This window comes from Zoogloea oleivorans (assembly GCF_008107625.1).
GTDB classification, from domain to species: domain Bacteria; phylum Pseudomonadota; class Gammaproteobacteria; order Burkholderiales; family Rhodocyclaceae; genus Zoogloea; species Zoogloea oleivorans.
On the sequence record NZ_SDKK01000007.1, the window covers coordinates 40,296 to 58,029 of the forward strand.

Sequence of the window (17,734 nt, forward strand, 5' to 3'; positions counted from 1 at the left end):
AAACGTCAGAGCAGAACCGGCCGGTCGGGCAGTTCGTTGGGATTGTCGGATCGGGCCGGAAAACGCACCGCAAGCAGTTGCCCCACCGCCCGTACGGCCTCGGCAGAACCTTCACCGAAGCGCCCGTCCCGGAAGGCCGCTTCCATCCGGCGGCAGATTTGCTCCCATTCTGCTTGCGGCACCTGCGCGGCAATCCCCCGGTCGGCAACGATTTCCACCTGCCGATCCAGCCACTGGACGTAGATCAGCACGCCGCTATTCTCGGCCGTGTCCCATACGCGCAGCCGCGAAAAAACCTCCACGGCGCGCTCCCGGGCGCTCGTCCCACGGCGCAGTTCATCAAGATCAAGTCCGGCTTCTACGGCAAAGCGGATCTCGCCCCGGTGCAGGGTTTCCGATTCCTTCACGGCCTCTTCGATGGCCGTCATCACGGCAGGAGTAAATACCCGCCCGAGTACCCACGACGGCGTCACCAGATGACGAAACATGCGTCCGATCTGCATCACCAGCCTCCCGACGCGCCGCCGCCGCCAAAACCACCGCCGCCACCGGACCAGCCACCGCCTCCACCGCCGCCCCGTCCGAAACCGCCGCCGCCCATCCACGGCCCACCGGTGTGGCGAGAACCACCACCGGAGCCCATGGCCAGCACGAAGATGAAGGCCGCCACACCACCGGCCACTCCCACCAGCAAGACGCTGGTCAGCAGCCAGGCCCCCACACCGACAATCCCTGAAACCATCGTCGCCCCAAGGAGTCGCCCAAAAATGGCGCGCAGCACGCTGCCCACCACGATGGTCACGATCATTCCCAGCACCAGGATTTCTTCCAGTCCGAAGTCACTGTCACCCGCAGGGCTGCGCACCGTCGGCGCCGGCAGGGCCTCGCCCGACACCCGCGCCGCAATCGCCGCCACGCCGGCCTCGATGCCGCCGGCAAAATCGCCCGCACGAAACGGCGGCGTTACCACATCAGCGATGATGCGCTTGGCGATGGCATCCGGAATCGCCCCTTCCAGCCCGCGGCCCACCTCGATGCGCATCCGCCGGTCGTCCCGGGCAATCAGGAACAACAGGCCGTCATCCACACCCTTGCGCCCCAGACGCCAGGCTTCGGCGGCGCGCAGGGCGTACTCCTCGATGGCTTCGGGCTGCGTGCTGGCGACAACCAGCACCGCCACCTGGGCGCCTTTCTCCGTTTCCAGCGCCACCAGCCGGTTTTCGAGGGCCAGCTTGCGCGACTCCGGCAACAGACCGAGGGTATCGGTCACATGCGCCGACAGCGCAGGAATGGGCGGCAGATCGTCGGCATGGACGAAACCGGCCAGGCCGATCAGCAGCCAGAGAAAACGCAGGAGCGCGCGGCCCACGGTGAGGCGTCCGTGTCCGGCTTACTGGGCCGCCGGCTTGGCAGGCGCGGCGGGCGAGCCGAAGTTCACCTTCGGCGGCTCGCTGATGGCCTGCTCGTTCTCAACCGTGAAGTTGGCCTTGGGCTTGGCGCCAATCACCATCGCGGTGAGGTTGTTCGGGAAGGTGCGCACCGACACGTTGTATTCCTGCACCGTCTTGATGTAGCGGTTGCGGGCCACGGTAATGCGGTTTTCGGTGCCTTCGAGCTGGGCCTGCAGGTCACGGAAATTGGCGTCGGCCTTGAGGTTGGGGTAATTCTCGGACACCACCAGCAGGCGCGACAGGGCACCGGAGAGTTCGCCCTGGGCCTTCTGGAACTTGGCCATGGCTTCGGGATCATTCACCAACTCCGGCGTCACCTTCATGCCGGCCACGCTGGCACGGGCCTCGGTCACGCGGATCAGCACTTCCTTTTCATGGGAAGCGTAGCCCTGCACCACCTGGACCAGATTGGGGATCAGGTCGGCCCGGCGCTTGTACTGGTTAAGCACTTCGGACCACGACGCATTGACCTGTTCATCGTTGATCTGGATCTGGTTATAGCCGCAACCGGAGAGCAGCAGCGCCGACAGGATCAGGGACAGGAAGAGCTTGATACGCATGGGAAAGTCCTCGAAAAAGAAGATGGAGCCGGGCAACGGGACACGCTGTCGCCACGATATACAACGACTCATTCTGGCGGCAAGCGGTGTCGTGCGCAGTGACAATCAGCCTCCGCCATGAAATCTTGCAATGTGCCTATGCGCCTTCGCGCAAACGCCGCATGGTGCTGCGGGCAAAACACAGGTCTTCCCAGGCTTTGGCCTTGTCGGCCATATTGCGCAGCAAATAAGCCGGATGATAAGTCACCACCACCGGAATCGAGGCGTGGGAGAACAGCTTGCCCCGCACCGCACCGATCTTGATTTCCTGATTGAGCAGGGCCTGGGCGGCCGGGCGGCCGAGGGCCACGATCAGACGTGGCTTGATCAGCGCAATCTGGCGGCTGAGGTAGGGGAAGCAGGCCGCCAGTTCGGCAGCTTCGGGGGTGCGGTTGTTGGGCGGCCGGCATTTAACCGCGTTGGCGATGTACACGTCCTCACCACGTTTCAGGTCGATGGTGCCGAGCATGTTGTCGAGCAGACGCCCGGCCTGACCGACAAAGGGCTCGCCCCGCTCATCCTCCTCGGCCCCCGGCCCTTCACCCACAAACAGCCAGTCGGCCTGACGGTCGCCCACGCCGGGCACCGCCTGCTTGCGCCGCTTGCACAGGCCGCAGGCGTCGCAGGCGCGAATGCGCGCTTCCAGTTCATCCCAGCCCAGGCCGGCCAGATCGGTGGCGAACTCGCGACGCGGGGCGACGGCCTCGACCACGGGAGCCAGCGGCGCCAGAGCCTCGCGCAAGGTGGCGCGCACCTCAACCGGCCTGGCCAAGGCAGGCGAAGGCGCAACAGGCGCAGCCGCAAGCGGCACGCTAACCACCGGTGATTCGGGCAACACCTGCGCAGGCGCGTCGACGGCGACGTCTTCCACGCCGCGCAGGCGCCACAGGGGCGCCAGCCCCATCTCGCGCAGGATACCCCTGGTGCGCAAGCTCACAGGGGCCACCTCATCACCAGCGCATCCTCGCGCCCGTCGGCGGCCGGGTAATAGCCCTTGCGGCGACCGATGGTTTCAAAACCGGCCCGCTGGTACAAGGCCAGCGCCGGCATGTTGGAGGGGCGCACTTCAAGAAACATCTGGCGTGCGCCGGCTGCCTTGGCCACCACCGCCAAATGATCGAGCAGACGGCGCCCCAGCCCACGCCCCTGATGTGCCAGCACCACGCTGATGTTGAGGATATGCACCTCGTCGAGAACCATCATCAGCACCGCGTAACCCACGCGCTCGGTGCCGTCGAACATGGTCCAGCAGCCGTAGCCAGCACTCATGGAATCGGCGAAATTCACAGCCGCCCACGGAAACGGATAAAGCTGCCTGTCCTGCCCGGCGATCCATTCGAGGTCGTCCTCCTGCATCGGCACAAAAGCCAGCGCCGCATCCAGCCCCGTCGTGCTCACGCCTTGCCTCCACGGGCGAGGCGCTCGGCGGTGGTCAGGGCGACCTTGTCACGCACGTAAAGCGGGGCAGCCAGTGCCGCATCAATCACTTCGCCACGCCGGAAACGCCCGGCGGCGAGACGGGCCACGCTGGACGCCAGGGGAATCGGGGATTCGTCAAACCCCGCCAGGCGGGGACCAAGACCGGCCACGAGGGCCTCCCGGTAAGCCCGGAACGCCGAGCCGAAGCCAAACCATTCACCTTCGGGCGGCAGGCGCACATCGGCCGGCACGGCGCAGGCTGGCGGCGCGTATTCGCGCAGGCTGCCGTCCTGGCGTTGATAGGCAGCGAAATAGACTTCCGACATGCGTGCATCGGCCGCCACGAAAACGAAATCGCGGTCGCACTGGCTGGCCAGGGCTTCCAGCGTACCGACGGGAATCACCGGTTTGCCGATCCCCATCGCCAGGCCCTGGGCCACGCCGCAGGCCAGCCGCAGGCCGGTGAAGGCACCCGGACCGGCGCCAAAGGCGATCGCATCCACATCGTGGAGGCCGACGCCAGCCTCGCGCAGGAGCGCCAGCACTTCGGGGAGAATGGTTTCCGAGTGACCGGGCCGACCGGCGACCTGGCGTTCAACAAGGCGATCGCCGTCCAGCAGCGCGACCGAACCGAATTCGGTGGAGGTTTCGAGAGCAAGAATCTTCATAGCGCGCGCATTCTACCGCCTCCGGCCCCCAAGGGCGGAGCGGGCGCACGTGCCCATCACTCGGGACGACGGGGATGACTGCCGTAAACGTCGCGACCGGCCTCATGTACATCGCGTCGCAACTGACGACGTTCCTCGGGGGACCAGCGCCGTGGATTACGGCTGTCATCGGCCTCCTGACGGCGCAGGGGCTCGGCAGCGAAAGCCGGCATTTCCCGCGCCTGACGATCCTGCGGTGCCGCATACTGCCGCAGGAAGGGGCCCAGTCGTTCGCCCCCCTCCGCATGTGCAGCGCTCGCCGCCAAAGGCCATGCCAGCAGCAACCCGACCACCAGGCCGAGACCGCGAATAAACCTGTCCTGCAAGAATGTCTCACTGCACATGGCGCTTATCCTAACCCGACCGCGAGTTTTCCGGCACATCCCGGCACGGCACGATTTGATTCTGGCAGGCTGTTCCGACAATAACGTTTCGCTTTGTAAGGGGATGTTAGACCCCTCCCCCGACTTACTTTTGCTTACCCACCACCTGTTGCCCCGCTAGCCCGTTTGCAGGGGAGCAGCTAGGATTCGCCCCATGGAAAAAGAAAGTTATCGCGTCCTCGTCGTTGACGACGACCTCCGCCTGCGGGATCTCCTGAAGCGCTACCTCAGCGAACAAGGTTTCAACGTAAAGACCGTCAGCGACGCCCCCCAGATGGATCGGGCCCTGCTGCGCGAACATTTCGACCTGATGGTGCTCGACCTGATGCTCCCCGGCGAGGATGGCCTGTCCATCTGCCGGCGCCTGCGCGGCACCAACAACCTGATTCCCATCGTGATGCTCACCGCCAAAGGTGACGATGTAGACCGTATTGTCGGCCTCGAGATGGGTGCCGACGATTACCTGCCCAAACCTTTCAACCCGCGCGAACTGGTCGCCCGGATTCACGCCGTGATGCGCCGCCAGCCGCAGACGCCGCCGGGCGCACCGGCCAGCGACGACGAGGAAGTCAGCTTCGGCCAGATTGTCGTCCAGCTCGGCACCCGCATCCTGGTCAGGAGCGGTGAGGAAACCGTGCTCACCACCGGCGAATTTGCGCTGCTCAAGGTGCTGCTGCAGCACCCGCGCCAGCCGCTTTCCCGCGACCGCCTGATGGAACTGGCCCGGGGCCGCGAATACGACGTCTTCGACCGCTCCATCGACGTGCAGATTTCCCGTCTGCGCAAACTCATCGAAGAAGACCCGGGCAAGCCCCGCTACATCCAGACCGTGTGGGGCTTCGGCTACGTCTTCGTGCCGGACGGAAACAAGCACGCCTGACAGGCCTGCCCCATGGCGCTGCCCAATTATCACTCCCTCCTTGTCCGGGCTCCACGCACGCTGCTGTGGCGGATCTTCCTGGTGGTGACTGTTCTCATGCTCGCCTCGGTGGCAGCATGGTCGGCCATTTTCAGTCACTTCGATCAGGCCGGCCGGGCGCGACAGACCGCCCAGACAGTCGTCAGCATCATCAACCTGACGCGCACCGCGCTGCTCAATGCCGATCCGGCACTGCGCAAGGATCTGCTCCTTGATCTTGCCACCCTCGAAGGCATCCGCATCTATCCGGCCGAAGCCCAGGACAAGCTCCTGCCCCTCGACAACACCGCCGTACTGCGCATGGTGACTGAGGATGTACGCCGCCAGCTTGGCGCGGACACCCGTTTCGCCTCATCGTGGGAAGGGTTGAACGGCTTCTGGATCAGTTTCCGACTGGAAGGCGAGACGCCGGCAGAAAACACCGACTTCTGGGTCATGCTTCCCATCGAGCGGGTCCTGCGCCCCCATGCACTTGAATGGATGGGATGGGGCGCGGCAGCCCTGTGCCTGGCCATGCTCGGCACCTACATGATCGTGTCGCGCCTCAACCGGCCGCTCAAGGATCTCGCCCAGGCCGCCCGCACTGTCGGACGCGGCGAGGTGCCACCGCGCCTGAGCGAAAGCGGCCCGACCGAACTGGCCGATCTGGCTCACGCCTTCAACCAGATGTCCCACGACCTGCAGCAACTCGACGCCGACCGGGCCCTGATCCTGGCCGGCGTCTCCCACGACCTGCGTACCCCGCTGGCCCGTTTGCGCTTGGGTATTGAAATGTGCGGCGCCGATCCGGTCGAAGTGGACGCGATGGTCTCCGACATCGAAGACATGGACCGGATCATTGGCCAGTTCCTGGAATTCTCGAAAGAGGATGGCGGCGAGCAGCTCACCGCGCTCGATCTGGCCGAATTGGCCGAAGAGCTTTCGACCATCTACGCGCGCCGGGGCGTCACGCTGAACGTGAAAGCAACCGGACCAACCTTCGCGCTAGCGCGACCGAATGCCCTGCGCCGGGCCGTCACCAACCTGATCGAAAATGCCCTGCACTATGCTGGCGGCGCCCCCGAACTGGAAATCGGCATGGATGGCAAACGCCCGGTCATCGAAGTGCTCGACCGGGGACCAGGCATTCCGGAGACCGAAACCGAGCGGGTCAAACGGCCCTTTACCCGTCTTGAATCGGCCCGCAGCAACACCAAGGGCTCAGGGCTCGGTCTGGCCATCGTTGACCGAATCGTGCGCGGACAGCATGGAGAGTTTCGCCTGCTGCCCAGAGAAGACGGAGGGCTGCGGGCCTGCATCCTGCTTAGAGCCGCACCAAAGACCTGAGTTGAAGCTAGAATCGACCCTATTCCCTTCAAGGCAGCACTTCCATGATTCTCTTCCATCAGTTCTTCGACCCCACCAGTTGCACCCTCAGCTACCTGCTCGCTGACCCGGTCACCGGCGATGCGGTCATCATCGACTCGGTCAAGGAGCATGTGGGTGCCTACATTACCTTTTTGCAGGAGCAGGAGTTGCAGCTGGCCTGGATACTGGAAACCCATGTCCATGCCGATCACATCACGGGCTCGGCCGGCCTCCGCGAATTCACCGGCGCGCGCAGCGCGATCGGGACCGGTGGTGGCGTAGGCTGCGCAGATCGCCTGCTCAACGACGGCGACACCCTGGTCTTCGGCAATCAGGTCATCCGGGTGATTCCGACCCCCGGACACACCCCAGGCTGTGTCACCTATCATTGGCGCGACCGCCTGTTCACCGGCGACGCTCTGATGATCGGCGGCTGTGGTCGTACCGATTTTCAGGGCGGTGACGCCGGCACGCTGTATGACAGCATCCACGATCGCCTGTTTACCCTGGCCGACGAGACCCTCGTCTATCCGGGCCACGATTACCGGGGCGCCCGCGTGTCCTGTATCGGCCAGGAAAAAGAGAGCAATCCGCGTCTCGCCGGTCGTAGTCGCCAGGAGTTTATCGAACTGATGGCCAACCTCGACCTGCCACGCCCGAACATGATGGACGAGGCCCTGCCTGCCAACCTGCGCTGCGGCCGCATTAGCGCCATGGATGTCCACAGTGCCTGAAAACATGAACACGCCCTACGCCGAACTGGGCGGCGAAGCCGGCATCCGGCGCCTTGTGCAGCGTTTTTACACGTTGATGGATACCCTGCCCGAAGCCTGGGAAGTGCGCCAGATGCACCCGGAAGACCTCTCAGGCTCCGAAGAAAAACTGTTCAAATACCTTACCGGCTGGCTGGGTGGCCCCCCGCTCTATGAGCAGGAGTTTGGGCACCCCCGCCTGCGCGCCCGCCACCTGCCCTTCACCATCGCCAGCGTCGAACGGGACCAGTGGCTGATGTGCATGAAACTGGCCTTCGACGAATGCATCCCGGAAAGCCCGCTGCGCACAAAACTGTGGACGGCCATCGAAGGCTTGGCCGATCACATGCGGAACCGCACCGATCCGACCTGATCAGCTCCCACCTCCCGCCCAATTCGCCCCGCACTCACCGATGAAATTCCTTTTCGACCTCTTCCCCATCATCCTGTTTTTTGTCGCCTACAAGTTCTCCGGAATCTTCGCCGCGACAGCGGTGGCCATTGCCGCCACGGTGGCGCAAATCGGCTGGGTCTGGTTCAGGCACCGCAAGGTGGACACCATGCTGTGGGTCAGCTTCGGGATCGTCACTGTATTCGGCGGCGCCACCCTGCTTTTCCAGAACCCGACCTTCATCAAGTGGAAGCCCACCGTGCTCTACTGGTTCTTTGCCGGATCGCTGATTTTTTCAGCACTGGTGCTCAACAAAAACCTCATCCGTACCCTGCTCGAAGCCCAGATGAAGCTGCCCGAAGCCCTGTGGGGCAAGGTCAATCTGGCCTGGGCCGGTTTTTTTGCGGCGATGGGGGTCATAAATTTATTCGTGGCTTACAACTTTTCCGAAGATACCTGGGTCAACTTCAAGCTTTTCGGCGGCATGGGCCTGATGCTCGTGTTCGTTCTGGCCCAGGGAATGCTGCTGTCCCGCTACATTGTTGAAGAGGAACCGAAATAATGCTGTATGCCCTGATTGGCGAAGACGTCCCCAACTCCCTTGAAAAGCGTCTCGCAGTCCGTGCCGAACACCTGGCCCGCCTGCAGGCCCTGCAAGCCGACGGCCGCCTGATCCTGGCCGGCCCCTGCCCGGCAGTCGATTCGCCTGATCCGGGCCCGGCCGGCTTCACCGGCAGCGTGATCATTGCCGAATTCCCGTCGCTCGCCGAAGCGGAAGCCTGGGCCGCGGCCGATCCCTACACCCTCACCGGCGTTTTCATGCGCTGTACGGTCAAGCCGTTCAAGAAGGTCCTGCCGTGAGCGTCATCGACGAAATTCGCAACCGCCTGAGTGTGCTTGCACCAGAGCGGATCGAATTGATCGACGACAGCCACCTGCACGCCGGTCATGCCGGAGCCCGCTCCGGCGGCGGTCACTATCAGCTGGATATCGTGTCCGCCGCCTTTGTTGGCAAGAACACAGTCGCCCGCCACCGCTTGATTTACGATGCGTTGGGCGACATGATGCGTCAGGAAATTCATGCCCTGTCCATCCAGGCAAGAACCCCGGAAGAAAATTAACTTTCAAACCGCTCTACCAAGCAAGGAAAACTGATGAAGATCGTCCCGAGCCGTCTGGCTCTGTCCCTCCTCGCGGCGTTCGTCGCGATCCCCGCCTTTGCCCAGACTGTGGCAACCGTCAACGGTACCGCCATCCCCCAGGCCCGTGCCGACGTGATGATCGCGGAACAGAAGACCCAGGGCGCGCCTGACTCGGACCAACTCCGCACCGCGGTCAAGGAAGAGCTGGTACGTCGCGAAGTACTTGCCCAGGAAGCCCGCAAGAAGGGTCTGGAAAAGTCCGGCAACGTGACCGCCCAAATCGAACTGGCCCGTCAGGCCGTGCTGATCCGCGCCTACCTGCAGGACTACGTCAAGGCCCACCCGGTCACCGAAGCCGACGTCAAGGCCGAATACGAAAAGATCAAGTCCCAGCTGGGCGACAAGGAATTCAAGGCCCGTCACATCCTGGTCGAGAAGGAAGAAGAAGCCAAGGCCATCATCGCCAAGCTGGACAAGGGCGAAAAGTTCGAAGAACTGGCGAAGCAATCCAAGGACCCGGGCTCCAAGGACAAGGGTGGCGATCTGGGCTGGGCCAATCCGGCCGGCTTCGTGAAGCCTTTCTCAGAAGCGCTGGTCAAGCTTGAAAAGAACAAGTACTCCGCCACCCCGGTGAAGACCGAGTTCGGCTACCACGTCATCAAGGTCGAAGACAGCCGCGCCCTCAAGGCTCCGGCTTTTGACGAAGTGAAGCCCCAGCTCAAGCAGCGCCTCGAACAGCAGAGTGTCGAGCGTCACATTGCCGAGCTGCGCACCAAGGCCACCGTCAAGTAAGTTGCCGCGCCCCCTGAAAGCCGACGAATTTTCGTCGGCTTTTTTCGTTTATGGCACCTGCAAACGCTCTGCAGACGGACATAGAGCCCATCAGATGCCGTAGTTGAACGCCAGCTCGATACGCTGCGCACGACTCAGGGTATCGGTACCGAGCAGGCGGCCGCCCTCGAACTTGAGGGCGTAGCGTGCCTCGATTTCCGGCACATGCCTCGACGCCCGCCGGAAGCGCCCTTCGTAGGCACCCACCGGCAGCAGGTACAGCTGCGAGGTCCAGTACAGCGCCCGCGGTTTCACCGGAAAGCCACTGAGTTGCTGCACATGGGCACTCAGACGTGCATCCGTGTAAATCACCAGCGCGTTATAGCCGCGCTCGCCGGCAAAATCGTAGCAGCGCCGGGCATCCGGAATGAACACGCTCCAGCCATCGCACGAAAAGGCGTGCGGCGACACATCGATCAAACGCCCGCCCGGCGACAGCCACACCGAATGAAAGGTGAAGCCATACGCGCCCTGCCTCGGCTCGGTGAGGGAAGGCACGGTCAGCAGCCAGCCATAAACCTGCCGGCCGCCGCGCCCGGCAACGGCGTCACGGACCACCGCGTGACAATAAACGTCACTGCCCACGCAACCGGCCCCCTCATGGGGAATCAGCAGCGGCGCATGCCCTGCAAACTCGCGCATGCGCGTTTCGACGAGGGCGGGAAGGCAAGGGATATAGTTGTGAATGGCCGGTCTCAAGGATCGCTCTTCGGCAGGCAGGTAAGCGGATGTTGATGCCTGCTATCGGCAGATTTTTCCAGTTCTTGCCAAAAATCCCTGAAAAATTGCGTTCCCGCTGCGGGCAAGCCGGCAGATCGCGCGCGGAAAGCAACAGTGTCGATGGCAATCGGCCTGACGCAGGTTATATTGCGACGCAGTAAAATGACGGCGTTTCCGGCCTTTCAAGGACCTTTCCATGACTCGACCCACCCCCACCTTCCTGCGCCGGCTCGCACTCGCCTGCGGGAGTTTTGTCTCTATCCTTTCCCAGCCCGGCTTTGCTTCCCGCGTGGAAGGACTGCGCGACGAGGCGACAGCACCCGCGCAGCCCGTGCCGGTCGAAGTGCCGAAGCCCGCCCCGGTCGTCGCCCCGTTGCGCGAGATGCCCCACGAGGCGGCACTGCAACTGCTCGGCCTCCTGCAGCGGGACGCGCGCTTCATCGACTTCATCGAGGAAGACGTGGCGAGCTACTCCGACACCGATATCGGCGCTGCCGCACGCATCGTCCACGAAGGGTGCCGCAAGGTTATCCGGGAGCACTTCAGCATCCAGCCCCTGCGCAGCGAAAACGAAGGCAGCCGCATCACCCTGGCCGAAGGCTTCGATGCCGCCAGCGTGCGCGTCACCGGCAACGTCGTCGGCAAGGCCCCCTTCACCGGCACCCTCAGCCACCGCGGCTGGCGGGCGTCCGACACACGCCTGCCGAAACTCGCCGCCGGCCACGACGCCGCCATTCTGGCTCAGGCCGAGGTGGAATTGTGAGTGCCCCCCGCTACGCTATCGGGATCGACCTGGGCACCACCCACTGCGCCCTGTCCTATGTAGACGTCACCGCAAGCGACGGCGAGAAGGTCGTCCAGCATGTGCTGCCGATTCCGCAACTCACCGGCCCCGGCACCATCGAATCGCGTTCGCTGCTGCCGTCCTTCCTCTACCTGCCCCACGAAAGCGAGCTGGCTCCGGGTGACCTGGGTCTGCCCTGGACCTCATCCCAGGATTTCGCTGCCGGCGAGTTTGCCCGTACGCGTGGCGCCGCCACGCCGATCCGTCTGGTGGCGAGCGCCAAAAGCTGGCTGTGCCATCCGGGCGTCGACCGCCGTGCGGCGATCCTGCCAGCCGAGGCCCCTGCCGAAGTGGCGCGCATCTCCCCGCTGACGGCCTCGATCCGCTACCTGTCGCACCTGCGCGAAGCCTGGAATGTCGCCCATCCCGACGCGCCCTTCGACGCGCAGGACGTCACCGTCACCATCCCCGCCTCCTTCGACCCGGCGGCGCGCGAACTCACCGCCGAAGCCACCCGCGCCGCCGGTTACAGCGGCATCACCCTCCTCGAAGAACCCCAGGCTGCGCTGTACAGCTGGATCCAGCACAGCGCCGGCCAGTGGCGCAAGGATGTGAAAAAAGGCGACATCATCCTCGTCGTGGACGTGGGCGGCGGTACCACCGACCTGTCGCTGATCGCCGTGCTCGAACGGGACGGCCAGCTTGAGCTGCACCGGGTCGCCGTCGGCGATCACATCCTGCTCGGTGGCGACAACATGGACCTCGCACTGGCCTACGGTGTGGCCCGCAAGCTCGCCGCCCAGGGCACCCAGCTCGACCCGTGGCAAACCCGCGCCCTTGCCCACGCCTGCCGCGGCGCCAAGGAAACCCTGCTTGGCGATGCCAGCGTGGATGTGGTACCGGTCGTCGTACCGAGCCGCGGCGCCAGGCTCATCGGCGGCTCGATTCGCACTGAAGTCACCCGCGAGGAGCTCACCCGCAGCCTGCTCGACGGCTTCTTCCCCGAAGTGGCGGTGTCCGACGCACCGATCAGCCGGGCCCGCGGCGCGCTGACCCAGCTCGGCCTGCCCTACGCCCAGGACGCGGCGATCACCCGCCACCTCGGTGCCTTCCTCAGCCGCCAGCGCGGTGCCACCACCGAGCTTGAAGGCTTTGCCGCCCAGCCCCACGACGCCTCCTTCCTGCATCCCACCGCCGTACTGTTCAACGGCGGCGTGCTCAAGTCCGGGTTGATTGCCGAACGCGTCCTTGGCCTCATCAATACCTGGCTGGCAGCCGAAGGCGCGGCGTCGGCACGACTGCTCGGCGGCACTGACCTCGACCTCGCGGTGGCCCGCGGCGCAGCCTATTACGGCTACGTGCGGCACGGCCGTGGCGTACGCATCCGCGGCGGCACGGCACGGGCCTATTACGTGGCGGTGGAATCGGCGATGCCGGCCATCCCCGGCATGGAGCCGCCACTGCAGGCCCTGTGCATCGCCCCCTTCGGCATCGAAGAAGGCACCGAAGCCGAACTGCCGATGCAGGAGTTCGGCCTGGTGGTCGGTGAGCCGGTGCGCTTCCGCTTCTTCGGCTCGTCGGTGCGGCGCCAGGACCAGGTCGGTACCCTGCTCGACTTCTGGGCGCCGGACGAACTCCAGGAGCTGGAGGAAATCGAAGCCAGCCTGCCCGCCGAAGGGCGCCGCCCGGGCGAAATCGTGGCGGTATGGCTGCAAGCCCGCGTGACCGAAACCGGCACCCTCGAGCTTGAAGCCCTGCCCGTCGGCGGCAGCGAGCACTGGAAGGTGGAATTCGACGTACGCGGCAGCGAGCAGGCGTGAGCGGAGCAAACAGAAGGACGCACCTCACCCCATGAGCACTTACCTCGTCGGCATCGACCTCGGCACCAGCAACACCGTCGTGGCTTACGCAGCAGCAGGGGATGAGGAAATCCGCCTGCTGTCCATCGACCAGCTGGTCGGCCCCGGCGAGGTGGCCACACGGCCACTGCTGCCGTCCGTGCGCTACCACCCTGCCACCGGCGAGCTCGACCCGGCATCCCTGCAACTGCCTTGGGGCACGCCGACGCCGGGCGGCGACGCCGCACCGGTAATCGGCAGCTACGCCCGCGACCTCGGCGCCCAGGTGCCCGGCCGGCTGGTGGCCAGCGCCAAGAGCTGGCTGTCGCACGCCGGCGTCGATCGCAGCGCCGCCATCCTGCCGTGGGGTGCCGGCGACGATGTAACCAAGGTCTCACCACTGGCCGCCAGCGCAAGCTACCTGGCCCACGTGCGCGCGGCCTGGGACGCCCGCTTTCCCGACAGTCCGCTGGCCGCACAGGAAATCGTGCTCACCATTCCCGCGTCCTTCGACGAAGGCGCCCGGGCGCTCACCGTGGAGGCCGCCCATCTGGCCGGACTGCCCACACTGCGCCTGATCGAGGAACCCCAGGCGGCCTTCCAGGACTGGCTGTTCCGCCATCGTGACAGTCTCACCGCCGAGCTGGCAGGCAGCCGGCTGGTACTGGTCTGCGACGTGGGCGGCGGCACCACTGACCTGACACTGATCCAGGTCGAAGCCGGCCACACCGGCGCAGCCCCGCGCCTGACCCGCATCGGCGTCGGCGACCACCTGATGCTCGGTGGCGACAACATGGACCTCGCGCTGGCCCATCTGATCGAACAGCGCCTGGGCGGCACCGAGCGCCTGTCGGCGGCGCGTTTTTCGCAACTGGTACAACGCTGCCGGGCCGCCAAGGAGCAACTGCTGGCAGCCGACGCTCCCGAGCAGGTCAGCGTGACCTTGCTCGGCGCCGGGTCGCGCCTCATCGGCGCAGCCCGTTCGGTGGCGCTGCAACGCGAAGAAGTCGAGCGCCTCGTCGTGGATGGTTTTTTCCCGCCCGGCGAGGCACGCGATACGCCCCGTAAACGCCGCGCCGGCATCGTCGAGTTCGGCTTGCCCTACCCCGCCGACCCGGCCATCACCCGCCACCTGGCGGCCTTTCTGCAGCGTCATGCCGACGCGGCACGGGCGGCCCTCGGCGCGGATGCGCCGGTCGAAGGCCACTTGCCGGTGCCGGATACCCTGCTCCTCAACGGCGGTGTGTTCCGCGCCGGCCCCCTGGCCGAGCGGCTCGAAACCACCCTGGCGGGCTGGCGTGGCGCCAGACTGCGTGTGCTGCACAACGACGCCCCCGACCTGGCCGTCGCCCGCGGCGCGGTCGCCTACGGGCTGGCCCGCACGCGGGGAACCGGGCCGGCCATCGGCGGCGGTTCGGCACGCAGCTATTTCCTGCTTCTCGCCGACGACAAAACAGGCCAACGCGGTATCTGCATCCTGCCCCGCGGCACCGAGGCCGGTCACGAAATAGATCTGCCGACGCGCAGCTTTGCACTACGTCTCGGGCAGGCCGTGCGTTTCCATCTTGTTTCGTCGGTTGGCGATACGCCCTGGCAAGCTGGTGATCTGGTCGATCTTGCCGGTGACGGCTTTGTCCGCCTGCCGCCGATCGCCACTGTGCTGCCGGTCCCCGAAGGCACCCGCCGACTGGACGTAACAGTGCAGCTCAGCACAGCAATAACTGAAGTCGGCACGCTGGAGATGCATTGCGTCAGTGCCGACGATCCGGCCCGCCGCTGGCTGCTGGCTTTCGAGTTGCGCGGAGACACCGCCGCTGCGGGTGATGAAGGCAATCCCGCACCCACGCTGCCAGTGCCGCAACTCGGCGCAGCCATCGCACTGATCGACCTGGTTTTCGGCACCCAATCTCAGCACGTCGACGCGAAGGAAGTACGCGGCCTGCGCGCCCGTCTCGAACGCCTGCTCGGCCCGCGGGAAGAATGGGACATCCCCGTGCTGCGGGCGCTCTTCGATGCGCTGATGGAACGAGCCAGCCGCCGCCGGCGCTCCGCCGAGCACGAACGCACCTGGCTGAATCTGGCCGGTTATACGCTGCGCCCCGGGCTTGGGGCCACACTCGACGAATGGCGCATCGAGCAGCTGTTCGGGCTGTTCGGGCAAGGCCTTCAGTACGTGCAGGAAAACCGCAACTGGTCGGAATGGTGGACCCTGTGGCGTCGCGCCGCTGGCGGCCTGCCCGAAGCGGCCCAGCTGGCCGTGCTGGAAGTGCTCGCCGGCCACCTGGAACAGGCCGATGCCCGACGCACGCGCGACCCGGTACAAGCCAGTTACGACGACATGGTGCGGCTGGCGGCATCGCTGGAGCGGGTGCCGACCATGCACCGGATAGAGGTCGGCAAGTGGCTCCTGAGCCGCCTGCACAACCCCGCCGAAAAGGCCCACACCTGGTGGGCGCTCGGCCGGGTTGGCGCACGGGAGTCGCTGTACGGCAGCACCCACACGGTGGTGCCCGCCGACATCGCCGCCGGCTGGCTGGACGCCGTCCTCGCCGTCGACTGGAAGCGCGTCGAGCACGCCGCCTTCGCTGCAGCCCAGATCGCCCGCCTGACGGGCGACCGCGCCCGCGACCTGCCTGCCGAACGGCGCGACGAAGCGGTTCGCCGCCTTATCGCCATGCGCGCGCCACAAGGCTGGATCGCCATGGTCCGCGACGGCACCCGGCCGGACGAGGCCGAACAGCGCCGCAGCTTCGGCGAAGCACTGCCGCCGGGGCTCCGGCTCATCGGTTCTTAGGCCAGGGCCGGCTCCAGCAGGGAGCAGCACAAGTCGTGCACGGCCTGCGCGGTAGTGAAATTCGGATCCTGATCGGGGTTGTACTCGACAACCTCCAGAGCTTGCAACCTCGTATCACCACGCAAGGGGGCAAGCGCCTGAATGAGTTCGGCGCGCAACAATCCATCAGGAACCGGCGTACCGACGCCGGGCTCTTCCAGGGGATCAAGAGCATCGAGATCGATGCTGATCCCGTAGCCGGCAGTCTCCCGGCACACGTGGCGGCGGGCTTCCTGAAGCACGGCACTCATCCCGCGCTCATGGACTTCCTGCATGTAATAGATGCGTACCCCCAGCGTCAGCAACAGGGCCGCCTCGCGCCATTCAAAGCTGCGCACGCCGATCAGGCACACGTCCTGCGGGCGGAGCGTCGGGGCCGCATCCGCGATACCGCTCAGTTGTGGTGCGCCATGTCCCAGCAGGCAAGCCAAGGGCATATCGTGGATATTCTGGCTGGAGCCGCTGTACACAGCATGGCTATCCATGTGCGCATCGATCCAGATCAGGCCCAGCCGGGCCCCCGGCCCCCTGCTTTCCAGATGGGCATGGACGCCAGACCAAGTGCCAATGGCGCAGGAGTGATCGCCACCAATCACCAGCGGGAAATTCCCGGCCGCCAGATGCCCCCTGACCGCCGTTGCCAGCCGACGGGTCATGTCGCTGAGCGCCGGCAGCGGTCCGGCAGCCGACTCGTGCGACGGGCGCAGGGTTTCGTCCCACTGCGACGTCCCGTCGGCGGGGGCCAGATCATCGAGAAATTCAAAGCGGCGCAGGATTTCGGGCCCGTCCTGACAAGCCGGATCACCGGCACCATAAGCATTGGCGACACCGATCACGGCGATTTTGCGTTGCGGCATGTGAAAAGTTCCTGAAGGCGAAAGCGGCACGGGACAATGTGTCCGATACCTTTATTTTAACTAGACGACCGGTCTAGTTTTCATTAATATCTCCTCCCATGAAGCCGCATCACACCGATACCCGCCAGCACATCCTCGATACCGGCAGCCGGATCATCGCCGGGAAGGGGTTTTCCTGCGTTGGCCTGAACGAAATCCTGCAGGCAGCAGAAGTGCCCAAAGGGTCGTTCTATCACTACTTCAAGTCCAAGGAACAATTCGGCGAGGCCTTGCTGGAAAATTTTTTCGACGGTTACCTCGGTCAGATCGACACGCTGTTCACCACGCCCGGGCTGTCGGCCCGCGAACGCCTGCTGCGCTACTGGCAGCAGTGGCAGCAAACCCAGTGCGAAAGCTGCGACGATCAGAAATGCCTGGTCGTCAAACTCGGCGCCGAAGTCGCCGACCTCTCGGAAGCCATGCGGCTGACCCTGCGCAACGGCACCGAGCACGTCATCGAACGCCTGGCAGGCTGTATCGCCGCCGGGCTGGCCGATGCCTCCCTGCCCACACTTAAACCTGTGGACACGGCCCGCACGCTTTACCAGTTGTGGCTCGGAGCCAGCCTGCTGGCCAAGCTGCACCGCAACGCCAGCCCGCTGGAGCACGCCATGCGGGCAACCCTGCAACTGCTGTCCCACTAAAACACGCAAATACCCTTCCGAATTTCCCTTACCGCTCGGTCAAAAAATAGACGACCGGTCTAATCAAACCACAAGGAA

At 65.0% G+C, this 17,734-nt stretch carries 21 protein-coding genes; 12 read left to right on the top strand and 9 right to left on the bottom strand.

Annotated features, from left to right (window positions below; all coding sequences use genetic code 11):
- Positions 1–5: 5 nt before the first annotated feature.
- The 7 genes from ETQ85_RS08590 to ETQ85_RS08620 all read right to left on the bottom strand — a co-directional run bounded on the left by ETQ85_RS08590 (position 6) and on the right by ETQ85_RS08620 (position 4,520).
- On the bottom strand, positions 6–503 hold the full coding sequence (locus ETQ85_RS08590; RefSeq protein WP_148578637.1) for a TPM domain-containing protein: 498 nt from the start codon (positions 501–503) through the stop codon (positions 6–8).
- Positions 503–1,369, bottom strand: coding sequence for a TPM domain-containing protein (locus ETQ85_RS08595; RefSeq protein WP_187394644.1), 867 nt, complete (start codon positions 1,367–1,369; stop codon positions 503–505). The genes ETQ85_RS08590 and ETQ85_RS08595 overlap by 1 nt, the downstream gene beginning before the upstream one ends.
- A 21-nt stretch (positions 1,370–1,390) precedes the next feature.
- The gene (locus tag ETQ85_RS08600) at positions 1,391–2,011 is read right to left on the bottom strand and encodes a LemA family protein (protein WP_148578638.1); all 621 of its coding nucleotides are present in this window, start codon (positions 2,009–2,011) and stop codon (positions 1,391–1,393) included.
- A 136-nt stretch (positions 2,012–2,147) separates the two neighbouring features.
- The gene (locus ETQ85_RS08605) at positions 2,148–2,954 is read right to left on the bottom strand and encodes a uracil-DNA glycosylase (protein WP_187394655.1); all 807 of its coding nucleotides are present in this window, start codon (positions 2,952–2,954) and stop codon (positions 2,148–2,150) included.
- A gap of 29 nt (positions 2,955–2,983) precedes the next feature.
- Positions 2,984–3,448, bottom strand: a complete 465-nt coding sequence (gene rimI, locus ETQ85_RS08610) for a ribosomal protein S18-alanine N-acetyltransferase (protein ID WP_320381787.1) — start codon at positions 3,446–3,448, stop codon at positions 2,984–2,986.
- The gene (gene tsaB / locus ETQ85_RS08615) at positions 3,445–4,137 is read right to left on the bottom strand and encodes a tRNA (adenosine(37)-N6)-threonylcarbamoyltransferase complex dimerization subunit type 1 TsaB (RefSeq protein ID WP_148578640.1); all 693 of its coding nucleotides are present in this window, start codon (positions 4,135–4,137) and stop codon (positions 3,445–3,447) included. The genes rimI and tsaB overlap by 4 nt, the downstream gene beginning before the upstream one ends.
- A gap of 56 nt (positions 4,138–4,193) precedes the next feature.
- On the bottom strand, positions 4,194–4,520 hold the full coding sequence (locus ETQ85_RS08620) for a hypothetical protein (protein WP_222862107.1): 327 nt from the start codon (positions 4,518–4,520) through the stop codon (positions 4,194–4,196).
- Between the two features lie 193 nt (positions 4,521–4,713).
- Here ETQ85_RS08620 and ompR point away from each other — a divergent pair, with 193 nt between their 5' ends.
- Genes ompR through ETQ85_RS08660 form a run of 8 tightly spaced genes read left to right on the top strand, consistent with a single transcriptional unit; the run spans position 4,714 to position 9,902 of the window.
- Complete coding sequence (gene ompR, locus ETQ85_RS08625; RefSeq protein WP_148578642.1) at positions 4,714–5,439, top strand: osmolarity response regulator transcription factor OmpR; 726 nt, start codon at positions 4,714–4,716, stop codon at positions 5,437–5,439.
- A 12-nt stretch (positions 5,440–5,451) separates the two neighbouring features.
- Positions 5,452–6,804, top strand: coding sequence for an ATP-binding protein (locus tag ETQ85_RS08630; RefSeq protein WP_148578643.1), 1,353 nt, complete (start codon positions 5,452–5,454; stop codon positions 6,802–6,804).
- Positions 6,805–6,848: 44 nt separating this feature from the next.
- A complete protein-coding gene (locus tag ETQ85_RS08635; protein ID WP_148578644.1) occupies positions 6,849–7,559 on the top strand; it encodes an MBL fold metallo-hydrolase in 711 nt (236 codons plus the stop codon).
- Between the two features lie 4 nt (positions 7,560–7,563).
- Positions 7,564–7,950, top strand: coding sequence for a group II truncated hemoglobin (locus ETQ85_RS08640; protein ID WP_148578645.1), 387 nt, complete (start codon positions 7,564–7,566; stop codon positions 7,948–7,950).
- Positions 7,951–7,990: 40 nt separating this feature from the next.
- The gene (locus ETQ85_RS08645) at positions 7,991–8,530 is read left to right on the top strand and encodes a septation protein A (RefSeq protein ID WP_148578646.1); all 540 of its coding nucleotides are present in this window, start codon (positions 7,991–7,993) and stop codon (positions 8,528–8,530) included.
- Positions 8,530–8,829: a YciI family protein gene (locus ETQ85_RS08650; RefSeq protein WP_148578647.1), complete on the top strand. Its 300-nt coding sequence runs from the start codon at positions 8,530–8,532 to the stop codon at positions 8,827–8,829. The genes ETQ85_RS08645 and ETQ85_RS08650 overlap by 1 nt, the downstream gene beginning before the upstream one ends.
- The gene (locus tag ETQ85_RS08655) at positions 8,826–9,089 is read left to right on the top strand and encodes a BolA family protein (protein ID WP_148578648.1); all 264 of its coding nucleotides are present in this window, start codon (positions 8,826–8,828) and stop codon (positions 9,087–9,089) included. Before ETQ85_RS08650 ends, ETQ85_RS08655 begins: the two co-directional genes overlap by 4 nt.
- Positions 9,090–9,122: 33 nt before the next feature.
- Positions 9,123–9,902: a peptidylprolyl isomerase gene (locus ETQ85_RS08660; RefSeq protein WP_148578649.1), complete on the top strand. Its 780-nt coding sequence runs from the start codon at positions 9,123–9,125 to the stop codon at positions 9,900–9,902.
- 90 nt (positions 9,903–9,992) lie between these two features.
- On the opposite strand, the gene ETQ85_RS08665 is transcribed toward ETQ85_RS08660, so the two are convergent.
- The gene (locus ETQ85_RS08665; RefSeq protein WP_148578650.1) at positions 9,993–10,583 is read right to left on the bottom strand and encodes a hypothetical protein; all 591 of its coding nucleotides are present in this window, start codon (positions 10,581–10,583) and stop codon (positions 9,993–9,995) included.
- A gap of 274 nt (positions 10,584–10,857) precedes the next feature.
- Between ETQ85_RS08665 and ETQ85_RS08670 the strand changes: the two genes are divergently transcribed.
- Genes ETQ85_RS08670 through ETQ85_RS08680 form a run of 3 tightly spaced genes read left to right on the top strand, consistent with a single transcriptional unit; the run spans position 10,858 to position 16,077 of the window.
- The gene (locus ETQ85_RS08670) at positions 10,858–11,424 is read left to right on the top strand and encodes a DUF2760 domain-containing protein (RefSeq protein WP_148578651.1); all 567 of its coding nucleotides are present in this window, start codon (positions 10,858–10,860) and stop codon (positions 11,422–11,424) included.
- On the top strand, positions 11,421–13,265 hold the full coding sequence (locus tag ETQ85_RS08675) for an Hsp70 family protein (protein ID WP_148578652.1): 1,845 nt from the start codon (positions 11,421–11,423) through the stop codon (positions 13,263–13,265). Before ETQ85_RS08670 ends, ETQ85_RS08675 begins: the two co-directional genes overlap by 4 nt.
- 31 nt (positions 13,266–13,296) lie before the next feature.
- The gene (locus ETQ85_RS08680; protein ID WP_148578653.1) at positions 13,297–16,077 is read left to right on the top strand and encodes an Hsp70 family protein; all 2,781 of its coding nucleotides are present in this window, start codon (positions 13,297–13,299) and stop codon (positions 16,075–16,077) included.
- Here ETQ85_RS08680 and ETQ85_RS08685 read toward each other — a convergent pair.
- Positions 16,074–16,973, bottom strand: a complete 900-nt coding sequence (locus ETQ85_RS08685) for an arginase (RefSeq protein ID WP_148578654.1) — start codon at positions 16,971–16,973, stop codon at positions 16,074–16,076. The two genes, ETQ85_RS08680 and ETQ85_RS08685, sit on opposite strands and share 4 nt — an antisense overlap.
- A 98-nt stretch (positions 16,974–17,071) precedes the next feature.
- Here ETQ85_RS08685 and ETQ85_RS08690 point away from each other — a divergent pair, with 98 nt between their 5' ends.
- Positions 17,072–17,656, top strand: a complete 585-nt coding sequence (locus tag ETQ85_RS08690; RefSeq protein WP_148578655.1) for a TetR/AcrR family transcriptional regulator — start codon at positions 17,072–17,074, stop codon at positions 17,654–17,656.
- Positions 17,657–17,734: the final 78 nt, after the last annotated feature.

Coding starts and splice junctions, on each gene's coding strand:
- ETQ85_RS08590 (WP_148578637.1), bottom strand. CDS start 503: ATGCAGATCGGACGCATGTTTCGTCATCTGGTGACGCCGTCGTGGGTA.
- ETQ85_RS08600 (WP_148578638.1), bottom strand. CDS start 2,011: ATGCGTATCAAGCTCTTCCTGTCCCTGATCCTGTCGGCGCTGCTGCTC.
- ETQ85_RS08605 (WP_187394655.1), bottom strand. CDS start 2,954: ATGGGGCTGGCGCCCCTGTGGCGCCTGCGCGGCGTGGAAGACGTCGCC.
- tsaB (WP_148578640.1), bottom strand. CDS start 4,137: ATGAAGATTCTTGCTCTCGAAACCTCCACCGAATTCGGTTCGGTCGCG.
- ETQ85_RS08620 (WP_222862107.1), bottom strand. CDS start 4,520: ATGTGCAGTGAGACATTCTTGCAGGACAGGTTTATTCGCGGTCTCGGC.
- ompR (WP_148578642.1), top strand. CDS start 4,714: ATGGAAAAAGAAAGTTATCGCGTCCTCGTCGTTGACGACGACCTCCGC.
- ETQ85_RS08630 (WP_148578643.1), top strand. CDS start 5,452: ATGGCGCTGCCCAATTATCACTCCCTCCTTGTCCGGGCTCCACGCACG.
- ETQ85_RS08635 (WP_148578644.1), top strand. CDS start 6,849: ATGATTCTCTTCCATCAGTTCTTCGACCCCACCAGTTGCACCCTCAGC.
- ETQ85_RS08640 (WP_148578645.1), top strand. CDS start 7,564: ATGAACACGCCCTACGCCGAACTGGGCGGCGAAGCCGGCATCCGGCGC.
- ETQ85_RS08645 (WP_148578646.1), top strand. CDS start 7,991: ATGAAATTCCTTTTCGACCTCTTCCCCATCATCCTGTTTTTTGTCGCC.
- ETQ85_RS08650 (WP_148578647.1), top strand. CDS start 8,530: ATGCTGTATGCCCTGATTGGCGAAGACGTCCCCAACTCCCTTGAAAAG.
- ETQ85_RS08660 (WP_148578649.1), top strand. CDS start 9,123: ATGAAGATCGTCCCGAGCCGTCTGGCTCTGTCCCTCCTCGCGGCGTTC.
- ETQ85_RS08665 (WP_148578650.1), bottom strand. CDS start 10,583: ATGCGCGAGTTTGCAGGGCATGCGCCGCTGCTGATTCCCCATGAGGGG.
- ETQ85_RS08670 (WP_148578651.1), top strand. CDS start 10,858: ATGACTCGACCCACCCCCACCTTCCTGCGCCGGCTCGCACTCGCCTGC.
- ETQ85_RS08680 (WP_148578653.1), top strand. CDS start 13,297: ATGAGCACTTACCTCGTCGGCATCGACCTCGGCACCAGCAACACCGTC.
- ETQ85_RS08685 (WP_148578654.1), bottom strand. CDS start 16,973: ATGCCGCAACGCAAAATCGCCGTGATCGGTGTCGCCAATGCTTATGGT.
- ETQ85_RS08690 (WP_148578655.1), top strand. CDS start 17,072: ATGAAGCCGCATCACACCGATACCCGCCAGCACATCCTCGATACCGGC.